This is a genomic window from Acinetobacter lwoffii (assembly GCF_019048525.1).
GTDB lineage: Bacteria > Pseudomonadota > Gammaproteobacteria > Pseudomonadales > Moraxellaceae > Acinetobacter > Acinetobacter lwoffii_K.
Genome location: NZ_CP077369.1, coordinates 2,981,651 through 2,998,005, shown reverse-complemented (window position 1 = coordinate 2,998,005; position 16,355 = coordinate 2,981,651). Strand labels below are relative to the sequence as shown.

Sequence of the window (16,355 nt, the reverse complement as noted above, 5' to 3'; positions counted from 1 at the left end):
CTTATGCGTAACGAAGTACTGCATGGTTATCTGATTCATCATCGTAAGTACCGTGAACGCAGTCATATTGTGCATTTATTTACCCAAGAATATGGCAGGGTAGATGGTATTCTCAGGCAAATGCCACCACCGCAATACCAGCCCATTCGCTTGCAAGCTTCAGGTAAATCCGAACTCAAAAATTTTACTAAACTGGAAATTGTTAATCAGCCGATTTTCTTTTTTGGCGATGCCTTTTTTTCAGGTTTTTATCTGAATGAAATTTTGCTGCGCTTATGCCCACTTGAAGTGGAAATGCCGCAAACCTTTGCTAAATATGCAGAGACCTTAACCGCATTGCAGCAATTATCCGCACAATCCAACCCGAATTTATATTTAAAACAGATCTTGCGCCAGTTTGAGCATGTTTTGCTGGAAGAGCTCGGTTATGGTCTGGATTTTTCGGTAGATGCCAATCAGGCGCAGATTGATCCACTACAGCACTATTATTTTCAGCTCAATGCCGGCTTTATGCCATCGGCTAAGGCCTTGCGCTCCACTATCTCCGGTCAACAGATTTTAAGCATGTTGATGTATGAAAATGGTGGGGATTTTAATCCGGAACAGTTACAATTACTGACGAAACTGTATCGACAGGTGATCACGGCTTTGCTCGGTGATCGACCATTAAAGAGTCGACAACTCTGGATTCAAAACTCTCAATCTCAATCGTAGTTAGGAAAAGATTATGGCTGCATTACTTGGTGTCAATATTGACCATGTCGCAACTTTAAGACAAGCACGTGGTACGACGTACCCAGACCCAGTCAATGCTGCATTGATCTGCGAACAGGCAGGGGCAGAAGGCATTACCTTGCACTTGCGTGAAGACCGTCGTCACATTCAGGATGACGATGTGCGTCGTATGCGTCCTGCGTTAAAAACCCGTATGAACCTTGAGTTGGCGGTAACAGATGAAATGATCGCCTTTGCCAAGGAAATCAAGCCACAGCATGTTTGTTTTGTTCCTGAAAAACGTCAGGAAGTGACCACTGAAGGTGGTCTGGATGTCGTGGGTAATTTTGATGCTGTAAAAGCCGCGACTCAAGAGCTGGAAGCCATTGGTTGTGATGTATCTTTATTTATTGATGCCGATTTTGCACAAATTGATGCAGCAGTTGCTTGTGGTGCACCGACGATTGAGATTCACACAGGCGCCTATGCCGATGCAGAAACTCCAGAAGCGCAACAAGCGGAACTGGAACGCATTGTGAAAGGTGCTGAATATGCTGCATCTAAAGGTTTGGTAGTGAATGCAGGTCATGGTTTAAATCTGGATAACGTGACGCCGATTGCTGCGATTCCACAGATTCATGAGCTCAATATCGGTCATTCTTTAATTGCGGATGCGGTATTTGTTGGTCTGGCACAAGCGGTTCAGCAAATGAAAGCCGTGATTAAGTCAGCGCGTTAAGATTAGAGTGGTTATGTCGAATATTAATTATGATGAACTGATGCAGCCGGTGATTGCTTTCCTCGGTTGTGAAACACCGCAAGCATGGCTGGATATGGCGGTCGAAAATCTTGAAATCTTGATGCAAGATCATGCCAACTGTGAAAAAAAAGCAGCCAGCACGGCCATGAACCTTATGTTTCGCTATAGCTATTTTGTTGATCTACAGGTGAAGCTTGCACAGCTGGTGCGTGAAGAAATGCTGCATTATGAGCAAGTGCTTGAATTGATGAACAAGCGCGGTCAGGCTTGGCAAAACTTGAGTGCAGGGCGTTATGCCGGTGGTTTGCGTAAGGAAATCCGGACTTTTGAACCTGAAGCCTTGATTGATGTCTTGGTGATTGGTGCCTTTGTGGAAGCGCGTTCCTGTGAGCGTTTTTACGCGCTTGCTTCGCGTGTTGATGATGAATTGGCACGTTACTACCGCTACCTGCTCAAGTCCGAATCTCGCCATTTTGAAGACTATTTGGCTTTGGCGATGGATGTTGCTACCACAGCGAAACTGAAAAATCCGAAAGAGGATATTCAGGAGCGAATCCAGCATATTCGTGAAGTTGAAAAACAGCTGATTCTCGCGCCTGATGAAACTTTCCGTTTTCATAGCGGTGTTCCGGCTCAAGCGGCTTAATCTCGGTGACAGTTTAAAAATCCTCCATGCATGGGGGATTTTTTATATCTCAAAATTTTGAAAAGAGGGGTATTTATATATCGAATTTTATGAGGGATTGAAAATAATTATTCATTTTAAATAGTTGAAAATAACAAGCCGTCAAATTTTAAGATAATAAAAAAGCCCACTTCATGATGAGTGGGCTTTCTTGAATTTGGCTCTCCAACCTGGGCTCGAACCAGGGACCTGCGGATTAACAGTCCGTCGCTCTACCGACTGAGCTATTGGAGAATCTGAAAGCGATTATAGAGAGATTTTGACGGGGGTCAAGCAAAAATTATCATATTTATTATAAATACAGCCTGTCTGTTTTTAATTTGGGCAATTGCATAAATTTTACGAAAAATACTTGTCAGAATAAATTTCACTTGCTAGATTAAAACCATAAAGTCGTTTGACCAAATGGTCAAACAGTGTGGATTTAAACCTACTTGCCAGCACAAAAATGGCTAAATCGGAGACAGCGAATGAATACGCTCAGCATCCCTCAAATTTTCTCTCAACTGGCTTATTATCAAGAAAACTATCTTCAGATTATTGCCGATCCTGCACAGTATTATATCCCGGTTAAAGACGCTCATATCACGCTATGGCCTTTGGCGCAAAAATCACTTTATTTAGGTGATTTGCTGCAATTATGGTTTGCAGAAAAATGGTTGGTAGAAACTGAAAGTCAATTTAACTTTGAAGTTTTCCTGAATGCAGACTATCTGAAAGAGCAAGGCAAAGACCTTTATATCTATGCCATTTCTGGCAATCTTTTGACAGGTACTAATCAGTCTAAAGCGTGGCAAGCCTCAACAACACAAACACAAGATGTGGAATTAGCCAATGTTTCCAAGCATTATTTTGAGTTTCAAGGCTTAACTCGACCACGCTTGTCATTTGTTAAAGCAGGGCAGGCGAAAAGTAATATTATTTAAATGAAGTGTCTGATGAATTGTACAGGCTACCAATATTCATTCAGTCCGAATAATCATACAGGTCGCAGTGGCATGAGCATACAGGCGACCTTCTTCATCCAGAATCTGACCTTCAGAAATACCTAAATTTCTACTGAGATTAATTGATTTTCCTACGGCTTTCAGTGGCTGATTCTGAGGTATGGGGCGGCACATCTTTACATTCAGATCAATGGTGCCATAACCGACACCTGCTTCAAGTAAAGTATGAATCGCGCAGCCTGTCACGGTATCCAAAACGGTTGCAGCAAAACCACCATGGACGCCGCCAAGCGGATTTAAATGTCGATGATCAGCTTTTACCTTAAATTCTACATGTCCGCTTTTAATCACTGCTGGTTGCATCGACATGGTTTCGCTAATACTTGGGGCCGGGATTTTTTCATCACGCATCGCTTCCAGTAATGCTAAACCGCTCATTTCTTTTGGGTTCATTGTAATTCTCCTGTCATTATTCTTGAGTTGTTGAGATTTAATTCAAAATTGTGACATCGATAATAGCAATCTGGTATAGAAATGGCGGATTATTTTGTAAGAAGTACAGTGCTTGCACCTGAGTGAAGTCATCTTTATAAAAAATAAGAAATAGAATGATTTATGGCACGATACTGGTATACATTTTTAATGAAATATCTCAGATTTAAATAATCTGTCAAAAAACGAGTCTTATAAAAGAATTAAAAAATCGAGTGATAGGGTAATGAAACAGTTTCTGCATCTTTGGGTGCCTATTTTTCTCAGTAATGCCATTATTATGCTCAGTAGTTTGTTCGACGTGATTTTTCTATCACATTTTTCACCTCAGCATGTGGCTGCATTGGCAGTCTGTTTGTCTGTTTATTCTTTGTGCTTTGTAACGGGTATTGGGGTGTTACAGGGCATGATGCAAGAGCTGGCAGAAGCCAATGGACGTCAGGATTATGCGGACATCCAACGTATCGTGAAGCAAAGTATTTTGATTGTACTGGTGATTTCTGCTGTTGCGATGTACTTGTTTAATTATGCGACTCCTGTACTTCATTTTTTAAAGGCAGATGCGGCATTACAGGCATTGATTGTGTCATGTCTGTGGCTGTTAGCTTGGACGATTCCAGCGCATTTATTGTTGCGCATTTTATATATTTTAACCCAAGCCTGTGGGCAGGCTAAGCGCGTGTTCTACGCCAATATGATCTATTTACTGCTCAAAGTGGCTTTGGCTTTGGCTTATGTCTTGATTTATGGCATTGAAGGTTATGTTACAAGCTATGGGGTTGAAGGTGCATTCATGGCACATTTGATTGTGCAGTGGGTACTGTTGTTTGTTTACTATTTTTTCTTCCTTGAGCGGAAGTTAAAGATCCAGTGGTCTGGTGTTTTCTTTCACTGGCAGACTTTGTTGAAAATTTTAAAAATTGGATTGCCCAATGCGGTGGTGACTTTTGTGGATGTATTTGCCATCAGCGCGATTGCTTTGCTGATCTTGCCTTTGGGTGACATTGTAGTGAATGCATATCAGGTGATGCTTGGTTTATTGGGCTTGATGTTTATGTTGCCGATGTCGATGGCATCCGCCTTCGGTATTTTGGTGTCGACTAAAATCGGTGCGGAGCAGATTGATGCTGCATGGCAACTCAGTAAGCGGGCATTGATGGCTGTGATGCTAATAGCTATCGTTGTCGTGTTGACTATTTGGGGCTTAGATAGTTGGATTGTAGGGTTATTTAGCAATGATGCGCAGGTGATTGCATTAGCCTTGGCATTGATCCTGTTAATGTGTTGGATGCATATCTTTGATGCGCTACTGGTGATTAGTTTGGCAATGCTACGTTGCTGGCGAGAATTGTCAGACCGATGTTTATTTTTATCAGTACGGTGCTGGTCGTGGGCTTAGGTGGTGGTTGGTATGTGGGGTATCATCCAATGACACTGTTTAATTGGCAAAGCAATGCATTGGGGATTCATGGGTTTTGGTGGATGTTGAGTATTGCGTACACGATTGCAGCAAGTCTATGTTTTGTTTGTTTACTCATGAAATACTTGAGCTATAAGCGAATACGACTCACTGTTTAATACATGTTGAAGAACATAAAAAAACCCGCGAAACTCGCGGGTTTTTTATCTAGCAAGCTAGATTATTTTGCAGCTTTTTCAGCTTCGATTGAAGCAATCGCAGCGTCAACGCCTTCGATTGAATCAGCCGCTTTCTTGATGCGTGCAAGTGCATCCACCAGTACTTCGTCAGCAGTAGCGTAAGAGATGCGCATGAAACCGCCAAGACCGAATGCATCACCAGGAACCACTGCAACACCAGTTTCTTCCAGTAACCATGCAGAGAATTCTGTGCAAGACTTAAGACCTTTGGCACGAATCAACGGTTTGATGTTGGCATATGCATAGAATGCACCATCAGCAGGCAGGCAAGAAATACCGTGAATATCATTCAAGCCTTTCACAACCAAGTCATGGCGACGTTTGAATGCTTCAATCATTGGCTCAAGAACGTCTTGAGGACCATTCAATGCAGCTTCAGCAGCAACTTGCGAAATAGAAGTTGGGTTTGAAGTCGATTGAGACTGGATCTTCTTCATTGCACCAATCAGTTTAGCAGGGCCCGCTGCGTAGCCGATACGCCAGCCAGTCATTGCATAAGCTTTAGACACACCGTTTAACACAATCGTACGGTCATAAAGGTCTGGTGCAACTGTTGCGATGTTGTAGAACTCGTCATCCCAACGGATTGGTTCGTACATGTCATCAGATGCGATAAATACTTCTGGGTATTTACGCAGTACGTCAGCCAGCGCTTCAAGCTCAGCTTTAGTGTAGATCATACCTGTAGGGTTAGACGGGCTGTTCAATACTACTAGACGTGTTTTGTCAGTGATTGCAGCTTCTAATTGTTCAGGGGTGATTTTGAAACGTTGTTCTTCACCACATTTCACAATAACAGGAACACCTTCAGCGATGATCACCATATCCGGGTAGCTTACCCAGAATGGTGCAGGGATGATGACTTCATCACCTTTGTTTAACAAAGCAAGGGCCAAGTTAAAGAATGATTGCTTACCACCACAAGAAACCAGAATCTGGTTTGCTGCATAGTCTAGGTTATTGTCGCGTTTGAATTTAGCAATAATGGCTTTTTTAAGACCTGGCGTACCGTCAACAGCGGTGTATTTGGTGAAACCGTTGTTAATCGCTGCAATTGCTGCATCTTTGATGTGTTGAGGGGTATCAAAATCTGGTTCACCTGCGCCCAAACCAATCACGTTGTGACCTGCAGCTTTTAATTCAGCAGCTTTGTTGGTCACAGCAAGCGTAGGGGACGGTTTGATGGCATTCACACGATCAGAGAGACGTACGTCCACGGCAGTATTCCTTCTTATAGGGATTAAAAAATAAAAAGCACATTATCTTAGCCTAAAATGGTGCAGATAGGGCAAAAGAATTTGGAAAACTTTAAGGAAAAATGGTGTATTGGCCGAACTTTATCTTGAATTTCGATGCGCTGGAAGCAGGCAAGGGGAGACTTTTTACATCTCGGTCATGCATACGAATGCATGAAATATAAAATAAAAATGGCCACTTTAAAGTGACCATTTTGTGTTGTTGATGTTGTGGTTACACACTAAAGCGTGACAAATCTTCGTCCGGGCGTGCGGTTAAAATTTCCGCGCCGGTTTTGGTCACCAGAATCGTATGTTCATATTGTGCTGACAATGAATGGTCTTTGGTGACCACTGTCCATTTATCACCGAGTAATTTGGTTTTCCAGTCACCACCATTGACCATTGGCTCAATGGTAAAGGTCATGCCTTCTTCAAGTACCATGCCGGTATCTGGCTGACCATAATGCAGTACTTGCGGTTCGTCATGGAAAGTTGTACCAATACCGTGACCACAATATTCACGTACCACGCCAAAACGCTCGGATTCAACATACTGCTGAATGGCATGACCAATATCGCCAATGGTTGAACCCGGTTTTACAGTTTCAATACCCCGGTACATGGCTTCTTGCGCTACCTTACATAGACGGTTGGCAAGAATAGTGGTTTCACCACCCACGATGTACATCATGTTGGTGTCACCATGATAGCCATCTTTAATCACGGTCACATCAATGTTCAGGATGTCGCCTTTTTTCAATTTTTTACTGTCTGATGGAATGCCGTGACACACCACATGGTTCACAGAAGTACAAATAGTATGTTGGAAGGCAGGTCGACCCGGTGCAGCGCCATAGCCTAAGCATGCTGGAATCGCCTGTTGTTGATTGACAATATAGTCATGACAAATCGTATCAAGTTCCAGAGTGGTGACACCCGGAACAATATGCGGTTTGATCATATCCAAAACTTCTGCCGCCAGTCGCCCTGCCACACGCATTTTTTCAATTTCGTCAGGGGTTTTGATGAGTCGACGTGGAGCTTGGTAAGTGTTGTTCATGATCTCTAAAAACTTTTGGAAATTTGTGTGTGACTATGGTATAAATAGCCGCCCATTTTATCAAATGCTTTTTCGTGAATAAATTTCACGGGCTTTGTGCGATGAGGCAAAAAAATCCGCACATATATCGACACATTACTCTGGGTGCCCTTTAGGGTGGAGAATGCGGGTATATGGAGGCCTAACCCAAACTTTAAGGTAAAGAAAATGGCAGATTACAACGTAAGCATGCGCGACCTTCTTCAAGCTGGCGCGCACTTTGGTCACCAAACTCGTTTCTGGAATCCAAAGATGCGTGATTACATCTTTGGTGCGCGTAACAAAATTCACATCATCAACCTTGAGCACACTGTTCCTGCGTTAAATGATGCTTTGAACTTTGCTAACAACTTGGCTAGCAAAAAGAACAAAGTTTTGTTCGTTGGTACTAAACGTGCAGCTTCTGCGATCATCCGTGAACAAGCTCAACGCGCTGGTCAACCATATGTAGATCACCGCTGGTTAGGTGGTATGTTGACGAACTGGAAAACACTTCGCCAATCTATCAACCGTTTAAAAGACCTTCAAACTCAATCTCAAGACGGTACTTTCGCTAAGCTGACTAAACGTGAAGCTCTAGAGCGTACTCGTGAGATGGAAAAACTTGAGCGTGGCTTAGGCGGCGTTAAAAACATGGGTGGTTTACCTGACGCATTATTCGTAATCGATGTTGATCACGAAGCGATTGCAATCAAAGAAGCTAAGAACCTTGGTATTCCTGTAATCGGTATCGTTGATACAAACTCTAACCCAGACAACGTAGACTACGTTATCCCGGGTAACGATGATGCGATCCGTGCAGTAACACTTTATGCTTCTGCTATGGCTGATGCGATTCTTGCTGGTAAAGAATATGCTCAATCACAAGCAAATGCACAAGCTAAAGCAGAAGAAGCTCCAGCTTCTGAGGCTTAATGCGTTTGACGCTAGCTTGTCATTTTTGCGACATGTGATGGTGGCAAAGTAAGCGTTATGTATGCAGGCGGCCCATGAGAACTCCTCTGGGCCGTTTCTGTTCTAAAAAGAATTCATTTTCTACCGAATTTAGGAGATAAACATGACTGCAGTTACAGCAAGCATGGTTAAAGAATTGCGCGATCGTACTGGTCTTGCAATGATGGAATGTAAAAAAGCTTTGACAGAAGCGGGCGGCGACGTTGAACTGGCGATCGACAACCTACGTAAATCTGGTCAAGCTAAAGCTGCTAAAAAAGCAGGTAACATTGCTGCTGACGGCGCAATCACGATTGCTCAAGACGGCAACAAAGCACTTCTTTTAGAAGTTAACTGTCAAACTGACTTCGTTGCAAAAGACGAAAACTTTGCTGGTTTCTCTGCGAAAGTTGCTGCTGCTGCACTTGCTGCAAACGTAACTGATCCTGCTCAAATCGCTGAATTGAAACTAGAAGATGGTACGACTGTTGAAGAAGCGCGTATCGCTCTTGTTCAAAAAATCGGTGAAAACATCCAAGTACGTCGTGCGAAAATTGTTGAAGGCGAAAACCTTGCAGTTTACAAACACGGTCTTAAAATCGGTGTTGTTGTTTCTTACACTGGTGATGAAGCTACAGGTAAAGGCTTGGCAATGCACGTTGCTGCGTTCAATCCAGTTGCTGTAAATGCTGAAGGCGTTTCTGCTGAGCTTATCGCGAAAGAGAAAGAAATTGCTGAAGCGAAAGCACTTGAATCAGGCAAGCCAGCAAACATCGTTGAGAAGATGGTTGTAGGTTCTGTTGAGAAATACTTGAATGAAGTTGTACTTGAGCGTCAAATGTACGTAATCGACAACGACAAGAAAGTTGCAGACGTTCTTAAAGCAACTGGTACTACAGTTGCAAACTTCGTTCGTTTCGAAGTTGGTGAAGGCATTGAGAAAAAAGCAGAAATGAGCTTCGCTGAAGAAGTTGCTGCTGCTCAAGCTGCTGCAAAATAATTCCTTAGGAATTAGAAAAAGCCCTATCTGATTGATGGGGCTTTTTTATGCTGGTCTATTCTTCATCAGCAATTCAAGAGCAGGATTTGGGTCTAGTGATAGAGCTTAGATCATGTATTCATCATTTAATAAAAAAGTTATAAAAAATGCCAAATAAAACCAATCTGGGCATCGGTGCAGTCATTGCATTGTTGATTGCTGCTTATCTGGGCCTGGATCAACAGCAATCCCAACCACTTATTCCATCCGCATCTGATACTACAACTGAAACGCTTCATTCAGAGCCTAACTTAGAACCTTCTCAAGCCACTGATGATCTGGACCGAATTGCACGGGCGTTTCAACAGCGCCAGAGTGATCTACAAGTGCGTTCAAGCGGGCGGGTGATTGCCGTTTTGCCAGATGATCATGAAGGATCGCGCCATCAAAAGTTTATCCTCGAATTACCAAATGGCCAAACTGTACTGGTTGCACATAATATCGATCTGGCATCGCGTATTCAGAGTATTCAAAAACAGGATCAGGTCGAGTTTTATGGAGAATATGAATACAGTGACAAGGGCGGGGTGATTCACTGGACGCATCATGACCCTGCGCGAAAACATGTCGATGGCTGGTTAAAACATCAAGGAAGAACCTATCAATAAAGTTCTTCCAATTCGATAAATCGAATATAGCGTTTAAACGCTCATAATTGCGCTGCTATGGCGTGATTTCCAGTTCGGTAGGATTTTACCTAAATATGCATCCATGCACCAAATTGGGCCAATGAGGAGGAATTGGAGGTCTTTGAAGAATGAAGGCTTTTTACCTTCCACTTTGTGCCCATAAAATTGGCCAATCCAGGCCAAGACAAACAGGGCAATAAAGAAACCGGTACCGACTGGCAGAATCCAGATGAGCCAGGCCATGACCAAAGTCAACGTAGCCATCGCTACTGCCAAAACAAGATCTAGGCGTGCATAGAAGATAAAAGCCAAAACCAGTAGCAGGGTCGTCAGCAAAGCGCTGAAATGCGCCAGAATGCCAATAATCGAAAAATAGATGGTCGGTACGCAGACCCAGTGAATCAGCTTGTTGGTTTTATTTTGATGGCTGTCACTATATTCATCAAACCATTCAGATATTGTTTTCATTCTTCGCTCCATTCCATGAACATGTTTTGCTTATCTGGAAATATAAAGCAGAATCCGGATATGGTCAAAAGTTAATCATGCAGGCGAAGGGATTTTATTAGGCAGGATGAGCATGCCAAAATTTTCTTGAAAGAACTTTGAGATAGGGCTGAGCAGGGACGTTTATATTCTTCTAGAAAATGAGCACAATAAAAAAGCCACATTACTGTGGCCTTTGTTAAATGCGTTGCAGGTCAAATCTTAAGAATTTGGACCAGCGACACGTTCAATACTGACTTTTGCAGTACCGGCACTGGTAATACCTAACTGTTTCGCAGCACCGTAAGATAAATCAACAACACGGTTACCATGGAAAGGACCGCGGTCATTTACTTTAACCACGACGCTCTTGCCATTATTGCGGTTAGTTACGCGAATATAGCAGTTCAATGGCAGGCTACGATGAGCAGCTGTCATTGCGTTCATGTCAAAGGTCTCACCGCTTGCAGTTTTACGGCCGTGGAATTGACGACCATACCAAGACGCTGTACCTGTCTGACTGAATTTACGTACAGTATTAGAAGCCACTGTATTCAGTTTTTCAATCACTGAAGGCTCTTCTGCAGGAAGTTCAATTTTCGCTGCAATGGTTTCACGGCGAACTTTATCGCCAGAACGCTCAGTGATTGAAAGGCTGTTCAAATTTGTGAAATTTGAATTGAAGCTTTGAGCTTCTTTATTGAGTACTCGCGTTGCAAGACGCGAATTATCATTTTCATTGGTGAATGAAGATGACGGAACCATATCTGCCTGCGATTGCGTCAGCGTGACGATCGTGGCAATGGCCATAAAAGACTTCAAAATTGAAGAATGCATCGAATCAACTCCTAACAGCATATCTATTGGTTATTCATAAATGGCTGAAAAACCATGTAAACATGCCTGATATTTAACTTATGCAACTACATTTAACGAAATGGATAATATTCATGCCGGCAATACCCTGTCTAGTGTTTAATTAAAATAGTTAAAAAAAGAACGCAAAATAAACAATGATTGATCAAAAAATAATCAATATTGTAACATAATATTAAAAATGCTTAAAATACGCACAAATTAACCCATAAAAATGTTGACTTTCATAATTTGTATTAATTTTTAGTGTTAACGGCTGGTAATTTCGGTACCTAATAACCACAAAGCAGTGGCATACATACGGCTGCGATTATAGGTGGTAATCACTTGAAAATTTGGATAAGTGATGTAGTAAATCGAGCCATAATTTTCTTGTAATTGAATTACATTGACCAGATCCAGATCGTCAATTTTTACGATTGGATTCATTGGGCTAATGCCTTGCGTTTTTAACACACCATAAGGCATAGGTTGAGTCAGATCCTTGGCAATCACAGCATCGGGATTTGAACCGGTATAACGTGCCGGAAAGGCAATCGGCTGATTACGCTGCCAGCCATGCTGTGCCAGATAGTTGGCAATCGAGCCAATCGCATCTACCGCTGAGTTACGCAGGTCAATATGACCATTGCCATCGTAGTCCACGCCGAATTTGGGAATGTTGCTCGGCATAAACTGCGGATAGCCAACAGCGCCAGCATAAGAACCCACCACAGAAGAGGTGGCAACACCATCTCTATATGACCAGGCAATTAAAGCAGCCAGTTCATCCTGAAAATACTGGGCACGACGTTCATAGCCAAACCCTAAGGTTGCTAGGGCATCACGAGTGACAAAAGAACCCTTGTTGCTGCCAAAACCGGTTTCTACACCTAAAATGCCCAGAATGATCGATTGCGGCACACCAAACTGCTGTTCAGCACGGTTAAGCGTTTCTGCATATTGCTGTTTAAAGCGTACGCCGCGCTGAATGGTAGATTCAGCCAGGAAGTTAGTCTTATACGAATACCAAGGCTTACTTTCACCTGGGCGATTCATGATATTGATGATATTAGGCAAATTACGCGTACCGTTCATGGCGGAATCTACTTGTTGGGCGCTCAGCCCATAGCGCTGCATGGCGTTTTGCTTAAAAGCGGCATAAGAGGGGTGATATTGGAAATCGTTGGCCAGACTCAAACTGCTGAGACCGAATGCGGTAAGTGCGATTGAAAGCTGCTTAAACTTTTTATAAAAATCCGATTTCAACATCTTGCTACGATTTCCAGTTTTTTTGATGAGTTGCTGGCGATGTCATTTGAATCATGCCATGAAAAAGATTGATAAAATTTTTTCAATCGTGAGACTTAAAGTGCCAGATTAAAGATAACATTCGGATGAATAAGAGACCTAGCCGCTTATACAAAAATAGCGATGGATTGGCTATTTTTACGGCAGTCTGTCTTATAGAGCCGCTTATCTGTAACAAGCTATTTCACTGATCATAAAAAAGCCTGACTGAAGTCAGGCTAATTCCTCAAGATTTACAGAGAATCTTGAAATCATGCTATCTAAAACTATTCTGTATAGAACAAAGTGTCGTGATATTCGGCCATGGCGCGCAGCTCATCTTTATTCAAATTCAGAATAATTTTATCTGCTGCCATATTGATAGCCTTGATCACTGCAGATGCGCCAATATCTGCTGCCTTACGTTTGATCATGCCAAGATCCAGGGTTTTATTAAAGTCGACCATAAAATGTCGTACTGTCGCTTCACCAAATTGCTTGTACAAGTTACTGAACGCTTGTTTATCGATACTCTGACCGGCTTTAAGTTCTGCGTAATGATGTTTTAAATTCGTCACCAGACTGGCATCCAGTGATTCACCAATGCGGAAATGTCCTTCAGGATCTTTAAACAGACTGCGCTCAGAGAATGCAATCGACTCTCTGACTACGTCATTTGGTGCTTTACTCAATAACTGTTTCAGCAAAACTGCAACAGTCGACTTGATATAGCCAGCCAGTTTTTCCGCAGTATCACGTTTATCGCTGGCAGGAAAGCGACGCACCAGCTCGGTAAGAATCGCATCAATAATTTCATCATTAATCATTAATGCGGTTTTATCACGCAATGGGTAAAGCGGCTCACTTGAATTTTTGTTTTTTTGTGCAGTCTGAATTGTATTTAAAAGCTCTGCAGAAGGAATAAACCCAAAAAATGGCATTGTTCAACCTCAATGTTTTTTATTGTCGCGCTAAACGAATAGGGCGAGGCATCCATGTTAAATCCGATACACGGCAAGGGTTGATATCCAATCCACCACGGCGTGTATAGGTTGCGTAGACCATCAGCTTTTCCGGTTTCAGTTGCTGCCAGATATCGGCAAACATCTGCTCCACACATTGTTCGTGGAACCCATTATGCTGACGGTAGGAAACAATATAAGCTAAAATACTCTTATAACAAGGTTTTTTACCTTGATAACGTATAAAAACTGTTCCCCAGTCCGGCTGGCCAGTGACTGGGCAGTTACTTCTGAGTAAATGTGAATACAGCTGGATTTCACCTTCTGCTGCATCATCCGAATCCAAAGCCAATAAACTGGCATCTGGATGATTTTCTAGGCGCTCAGGTGTCAGCTCGTCAATGCAGATGCCTTCCGGCTTGCTGATCTCTAATTCATCGACCTGAAACAATTGCAGTTTAACTTCAGCTTCAGCCGCAGCAGATAAATCTTTTTCGACCGTCGTGATAAAGGCATCTTGAGATTCAAACTTGGCAAAATTCAGGCTATTGAAATACAGTTTTAAGGATTTGGATTCAATCAGATTCGGCGAAGACGCTGGCAAGCTAATGCGGCCAATAGCCACTTGCGGCACACCGGTTGAATTTAACCAGGAAATTTCAAATACATGCCACCAGTCTGCACCTTGCTGAATCGCTTCGACATGTGCGTATTGTTCACGGGCAGGCGCGCGCGAAATCGGAAACAGAACATCAGGCTGATAATCTGTCGGGTAATTGGTGTCTTTACCAAGGAGAGATTGTTCTACACTCATTATTCACGCATTCCTGAACCACGGGAGAGTAAATGATAGGCCACTGCATACAGCACGGCGCAACATAAGGTAATCACTGTCAGTGAAATGGCAACATTGACATCGCTATGTCCTAAAATGCCATAGCGGAACGCATTGACCATATACACGACAGGATTAATTAAAGATAAATTTTGCCAGAATGGGCTTAAGCTCGAAATAGCATAAAACACACCACCTAAATAGGTCAGTGGTGTTAAAACAAAAGTCGGGATGATCGAGATATCATCGAAAGATTTGGCATAGACGGCATTGATAAAACCACCCAAGGAAAACAGCAGGGAAGTAATCAAGACTGTATATATAGTCACAAACCAGTTAGTGATGTATAAATCGGCAAAAAATAAGCTCACGGCACTGACAATGATCGCAACTAATATGCCACGAATCACACCGCCCAATACATGACCCCATAAAATGGCATGCATCGGTACCGGACTCATGATCAGTTCTTCAATGCTTTTCTGGAATTTTGAGCTGAAGAAACTAGATGAGACGTTGGCATAGCTGTTGGTGATCACGGCCATCATAATCAGACCGGGCACAATGAACTCCATATAACTATAGCCGCCCATTTCTCCAATGCGTGAGCCGACCAGATTACCAAAGATCACGAAGTACAGGCTCATGGTGATTGCAGGTGGCAACAGGGTCTGTGGCCAGATGCGCATAAAGCGACGCACTTCTTTATAGATAATGGTATATAAAGCTACGCTGAGTTGATTAATGTTCATTGCGCAGCTCCATCCAGATTTTTCTCGACCATTTTCACAAAAAGTTCTTCCAGACGGTTGGATTTATTGCGCATACTGCGTACCTGAATATTTTGTGATTCCAGCAATTGGAACAGATCATTCATGGTATGTGCCTTGTCCATGGTGATTTCTAAAGTCATCGGATCGATCAGGTTAAAACGCACGCCGATGATATCCAGATGCAAAGGTTCAATCGGTTCGGCCAGATCAAAAATAAACGATTCTTCATTGAGCTGACTCAGGAAGCTTTTCATGGTGGTGTCTTCTTTAATCACACCGCGATCAATAATCGCAATACGGCGACACAGCATTTCTGCTTCTTCTAGATAATGTGTGGTCAGAATGATGGAAGTGCCTTTTTCATTCATCTCGTTCAAAAATTCCCACATCGAACGACGCAACTCGATATCAACACCAGCCGTCGGTTCATCCAGAATCAGCAGTTTCGGTTCGTGCATCATGGCACGCGCGATCATCAGGCGACGTTTCATCCCGCCCGATAACATGCGGGCCTGAGTGGCACGCTTTTCCCATAAACCCAGTTTGGTCAGATAAAGCTCCGCCCGTTCCTGTGCAATTTTTTTAGGAATGCCGTAATAGCCTGCCTGAGTCACCAAAATATCAAAGGTTTTTTCAAACTGGGCAAAGTTGAATTCCTGAGGTACTACACCTAGGCACTGTTTGGCCTGAGAAGGGTGGGTATCCAGATTATGACCAAAAATTTCGACTGTACCGGAGGTTTTTTTTGTTAATGAACTGATAATACCGATGGTGGTAGATTTTCCTGCGCCATTAGGACCTAGTAGCGCATAGAACTCACCTTCTGGTACATTTAAGTTAATTCCTTTCAATGCCTGAAAGCCATTGCGATAGGTCTTCGACACATCCCTTAAGATCAGTGCATCAGTCATGAATATCTCAAATGGTGAAAAGTTGAGATATTGTGAGTGATCTCGCAA

The 16,355-nt window shown here is 42.8% G+C and carries 19 protein-coding genes and 1 tRNA gene; 9 read left to right on the top strand and 11 right to left on the bottom strand.

The window, feature by feature from the left end; translation table 11 throughout:
- Positions 1–3: 3 nt before the first annotated feature.
- The 3 genes from recO to miaE are packed head-to-tail and all read left to right on the top strand — an operon-like array spanning position 4 to position 2,120.
- The gene (recO, locus tag I6L24_RS14125; protein WP_005247507.1) at positions 4–714 is read left to right on the top strand and encodes a DNA repair protein RecO; all 711 of its coding nucleotides are present in this window, start codon (positions 4–6) and stop codon (positions 712–714) included.
- A gap of 13 nt (positions 715–727) precedes the next feature.
- Positions 728–1,453: a pyridoxine 5'-phosphate synthase gene (gene pdxJ / locus I6L24_RS14120; protein ID WP_004645617.1), complete on the top strand. Its 726-nt coding sequence runs from the start codon at positions 728–730 to the stop codon at positions 1,451–1,453.
- A 13-nt stretch (positions 1,454–1,466) separates the two neighbouring features.
- A complete protein-coding gene (gene miaE / locus I6L24_RS14115; protein ID WP_044112167.1) occupies positions 1,467–2,120 on the top strand; it encodes a tRNA-(ms[2]io[6]A)-hydroxylase in 654 nt (217 codons plus the stop codon).
- Between the two features lie 197 nt (positions 2,121–2,317).
- Here miaE and I6L24_RS14110 read toward each other — a convergent pair.
- Positions 2,318–2,393, bottom strand: a tRNA-Asn gene (locus I6L24_RS14110).
- Between the two features lie 236 nt (positions 2,394–2,629).
- Here I6L24_RS14110 and I6L24_RS14105 point away from each other — a divergent pair.
- Positions 2,630–3,085 carry a hypothetical protein gene (locus I6L24_RS14105; RefSeq protein WP_005247501.1) on the top strand — a complete coding sequence of 152 codons (456 nt, stop codon included), beginning with the start codon at positions 2,630–2,632 and terminating at the stop codon, positions 3,083–3,085.
- A gap of 36 nt (positions 3,086–3,121) precedes the next feature.
- Here the strand turns inward: I6L24_RS14105 and I6L24_RS14100 are convergent, their stop codons facing one another.
- Positions 3,122–3,559, bottom strand: coding sequence for a PaaI family thioesterase (locus I6L24_RS14100; protein WP_005247499.1), 438 nt, complete (start codon positions 3,557–3,559; stop codon positions 3,122–3,124).
- 265 nt (positions 3,560–3,824) lie between these two features.
- Here I6L24_RS14100 and I6L24_RS14095 point away from each other — a divergent pair, with 265 nt between their 5' ends.
- Entirely contained in the window at positions 3,825–4,997 is a 1,173-nt protein-coding gene (locus I6L24_RS14095; protein WP_228733330.1) for an MATE family efflux transporter, read from the top strand.
- A complete protein-coding gene (locus tag I6L24_RS16625) occupies positions 4,958–5,176 on the top strand; it encodes a hypothetical protein (RefSeq protein ID WP_228733329.1) in 219 nt (72 codons plus the stop codon). The genes I6L24_RS14095 and I6L24_RS16625 overlap by 40 nt, the downstream gene beginning before the upstream one ends.
- Positions 5,177–5,238: 62 nt before the next feature.
- On the opposite strand, the gene I6L24_RS14090 is transcribed toward I6L24_RS16625, so the two are convergent.
- Together I6L24_RS14090 and map are read right to left on the bottom strand one after the other, a co-directional pair.
- Positions 5,239–6,474, bottom strand: coding sequence for a pyridoxal phosphate-dependent aminotransferase (locus tag I6L24_RS14090; protein WP_005103791.1), 1,236 nt, complete (start codon positions 6,472–6,474; stop codon positions 5,239–5,241).
- Positions 6,475–6,727: 253 nt separating this feature from the next.
- On the bottom strand, positions 6,728–7,555 hold the full coding sequence (gene map, locus I6L24_RS14085; RefSeq protein WP_148334583.1) for a type I methionyl aminopeptidase: 828 nt from the start codon (positions 7,553–7,555) through the stop codon (positions 6,728–6,730).
- A gap of 207 nt (positions 7,556–7,762) precedes the next feature.
- Here map and rpsB point away from each other — a divergent pair, with 207 nt between their 5' ends.
- The 3 genes from rpsB to I6L24_RS14070 all read left to right on the top strand — a co-directional run bounded on the left by rpsB (position 7,763) and on the right by I6L24_RS14070 (position 10,174).
- Positions 7,763–8,509, top strand: a complete 747-nt coding sequence (gene rpsB / locus I6L24_RS14080) for a 30S ribosomal protein S2 (protein ID WP_004279050.1) — start codon at positions 7,763–7,765, stop codon at positions 8,507–8,509.
- 142 nt (positions 8,510–8,651) lie between these two features.
- Entirely contained in the window at positions 8,652–9,527 is an 876-nt protein-coding gene (tsf, locus tag I6L24_RS14075) for a translation elongation factor Ts (RefSeq protein ID WP_004645608.1), read from the top strand.
- A gap of 146 nt (positions 9,528–9,673) precedes the next feature.
- Positions 9,674–10,174: a DUF3465 domain-containing protein gene (locus I6L24_RS14070; protein ID WP_044112163.1), complete on the top strand. Its 501-nt coding sequence runs from the start codon at positions 9,674–9,676 to the stop codon at positions 10,172–10,174.
- 33 nt (positions 10,175–10,207) lie between these two features.
- Here the strand turns inward: I6L24_RS14070 and I6L24_RS14065 are convergent, their stop codons facing one another.
- The 7 genes from I6L24_RS14065 to I6L24_RS14035 all read right to left on the bottom strand — a co-directional run bounded on the left by I6L24_RS14065 (position 10,208) and on the right by I6L24_RS14035 (position 16,307).
- Positions 10,208–10,663 carry an Mpo1 family 2-hydroxy fatty acid dioxygenase gene (locus tag I6L24_RS14065; protein ID WP_148334581.1) on the bottom strand — a complete coding sequence of 152 codons (456 nt, stop codon included), beginning with the start codon at positions 10,661–10,663 and terminating at the stop codon, positions 10,208–10,210.
- Positions 10,664–10,903: 240 nt separating this feature from the next.
- Complete coding sequence (locus I6L24_RS14060) at positions 10,904–11,518, bottom strand: septal ring lytic transglycosylase RlpA family protein (protein ID WP_004279046.1); 615 nt, start codon at positions 11,516–11,518, stop codon at positions 10,904–10,906.
- Between the two features lie 288 nt (positions 11,519–11,806).
- On the bottom strand, positions 11,807–12,808 hold the full coding sequence (mltB, locus tag I6L24_RS14055; protein ID WP_044112160.1) for a lytic murein transglycosylase B: 1,002 nt from the start codon (positions 12,806–12,808) through the stop codon (positions 11,807–11,809).
- 305 nt (positions 12,809–13,113) lie between these two features.
- Positions 13,114–13,767, bottom strand: a complete 654-nt coding sequence (locus I6L24_RS14050) for a hypothetical protein (protein ID WP_005247485.1) — start codon at positions 13,765–13,767, stop codon at positions 13,114–13,116.
- A gap of 19 nt (positions 13,768–13,786) precedes the next feature.
- Positions 13,787–14,602 (bottom strand): NADPH-dependent 7-cyano-7-deazaguanine reductase QueF, encoded by an 816-nt coding sequence (queF, locus tag I6L24_RS14045; RefSeq protein ID WP_148334579.1) that lies wholly within the window; start codon positions 14,600–14,602, stop codon positions 13,787–13,789.
- A complete protein-coding gene (locus tag I6L24_RS14040; protein WP_004279041.1) occupies positions 14,602–15,375 on the bottom strand; it encodes an ABC transporter permease in 774 nt (257 codons plus the stop codon). Before I6L24_RS14040 ends, queF begins: the two co-directional genes overlap by 1 nt.
- A complete protein-coding gene (locus I6L24_RS14035; RefSeq protein ID WP_004645601.1) occupies positions 15,372–16,307 on the bottom strand; it encodes an ABC transporter ATP-binding protein in 936 nt (311 codons plus the stop codon). Before I6L24_RS14035 ends, I6L24_RS14040 begins: the two co-directional genes overlap by 4 nt.
- Positions 16,308–16,355 lie beyond the last annotated feature (48 nt).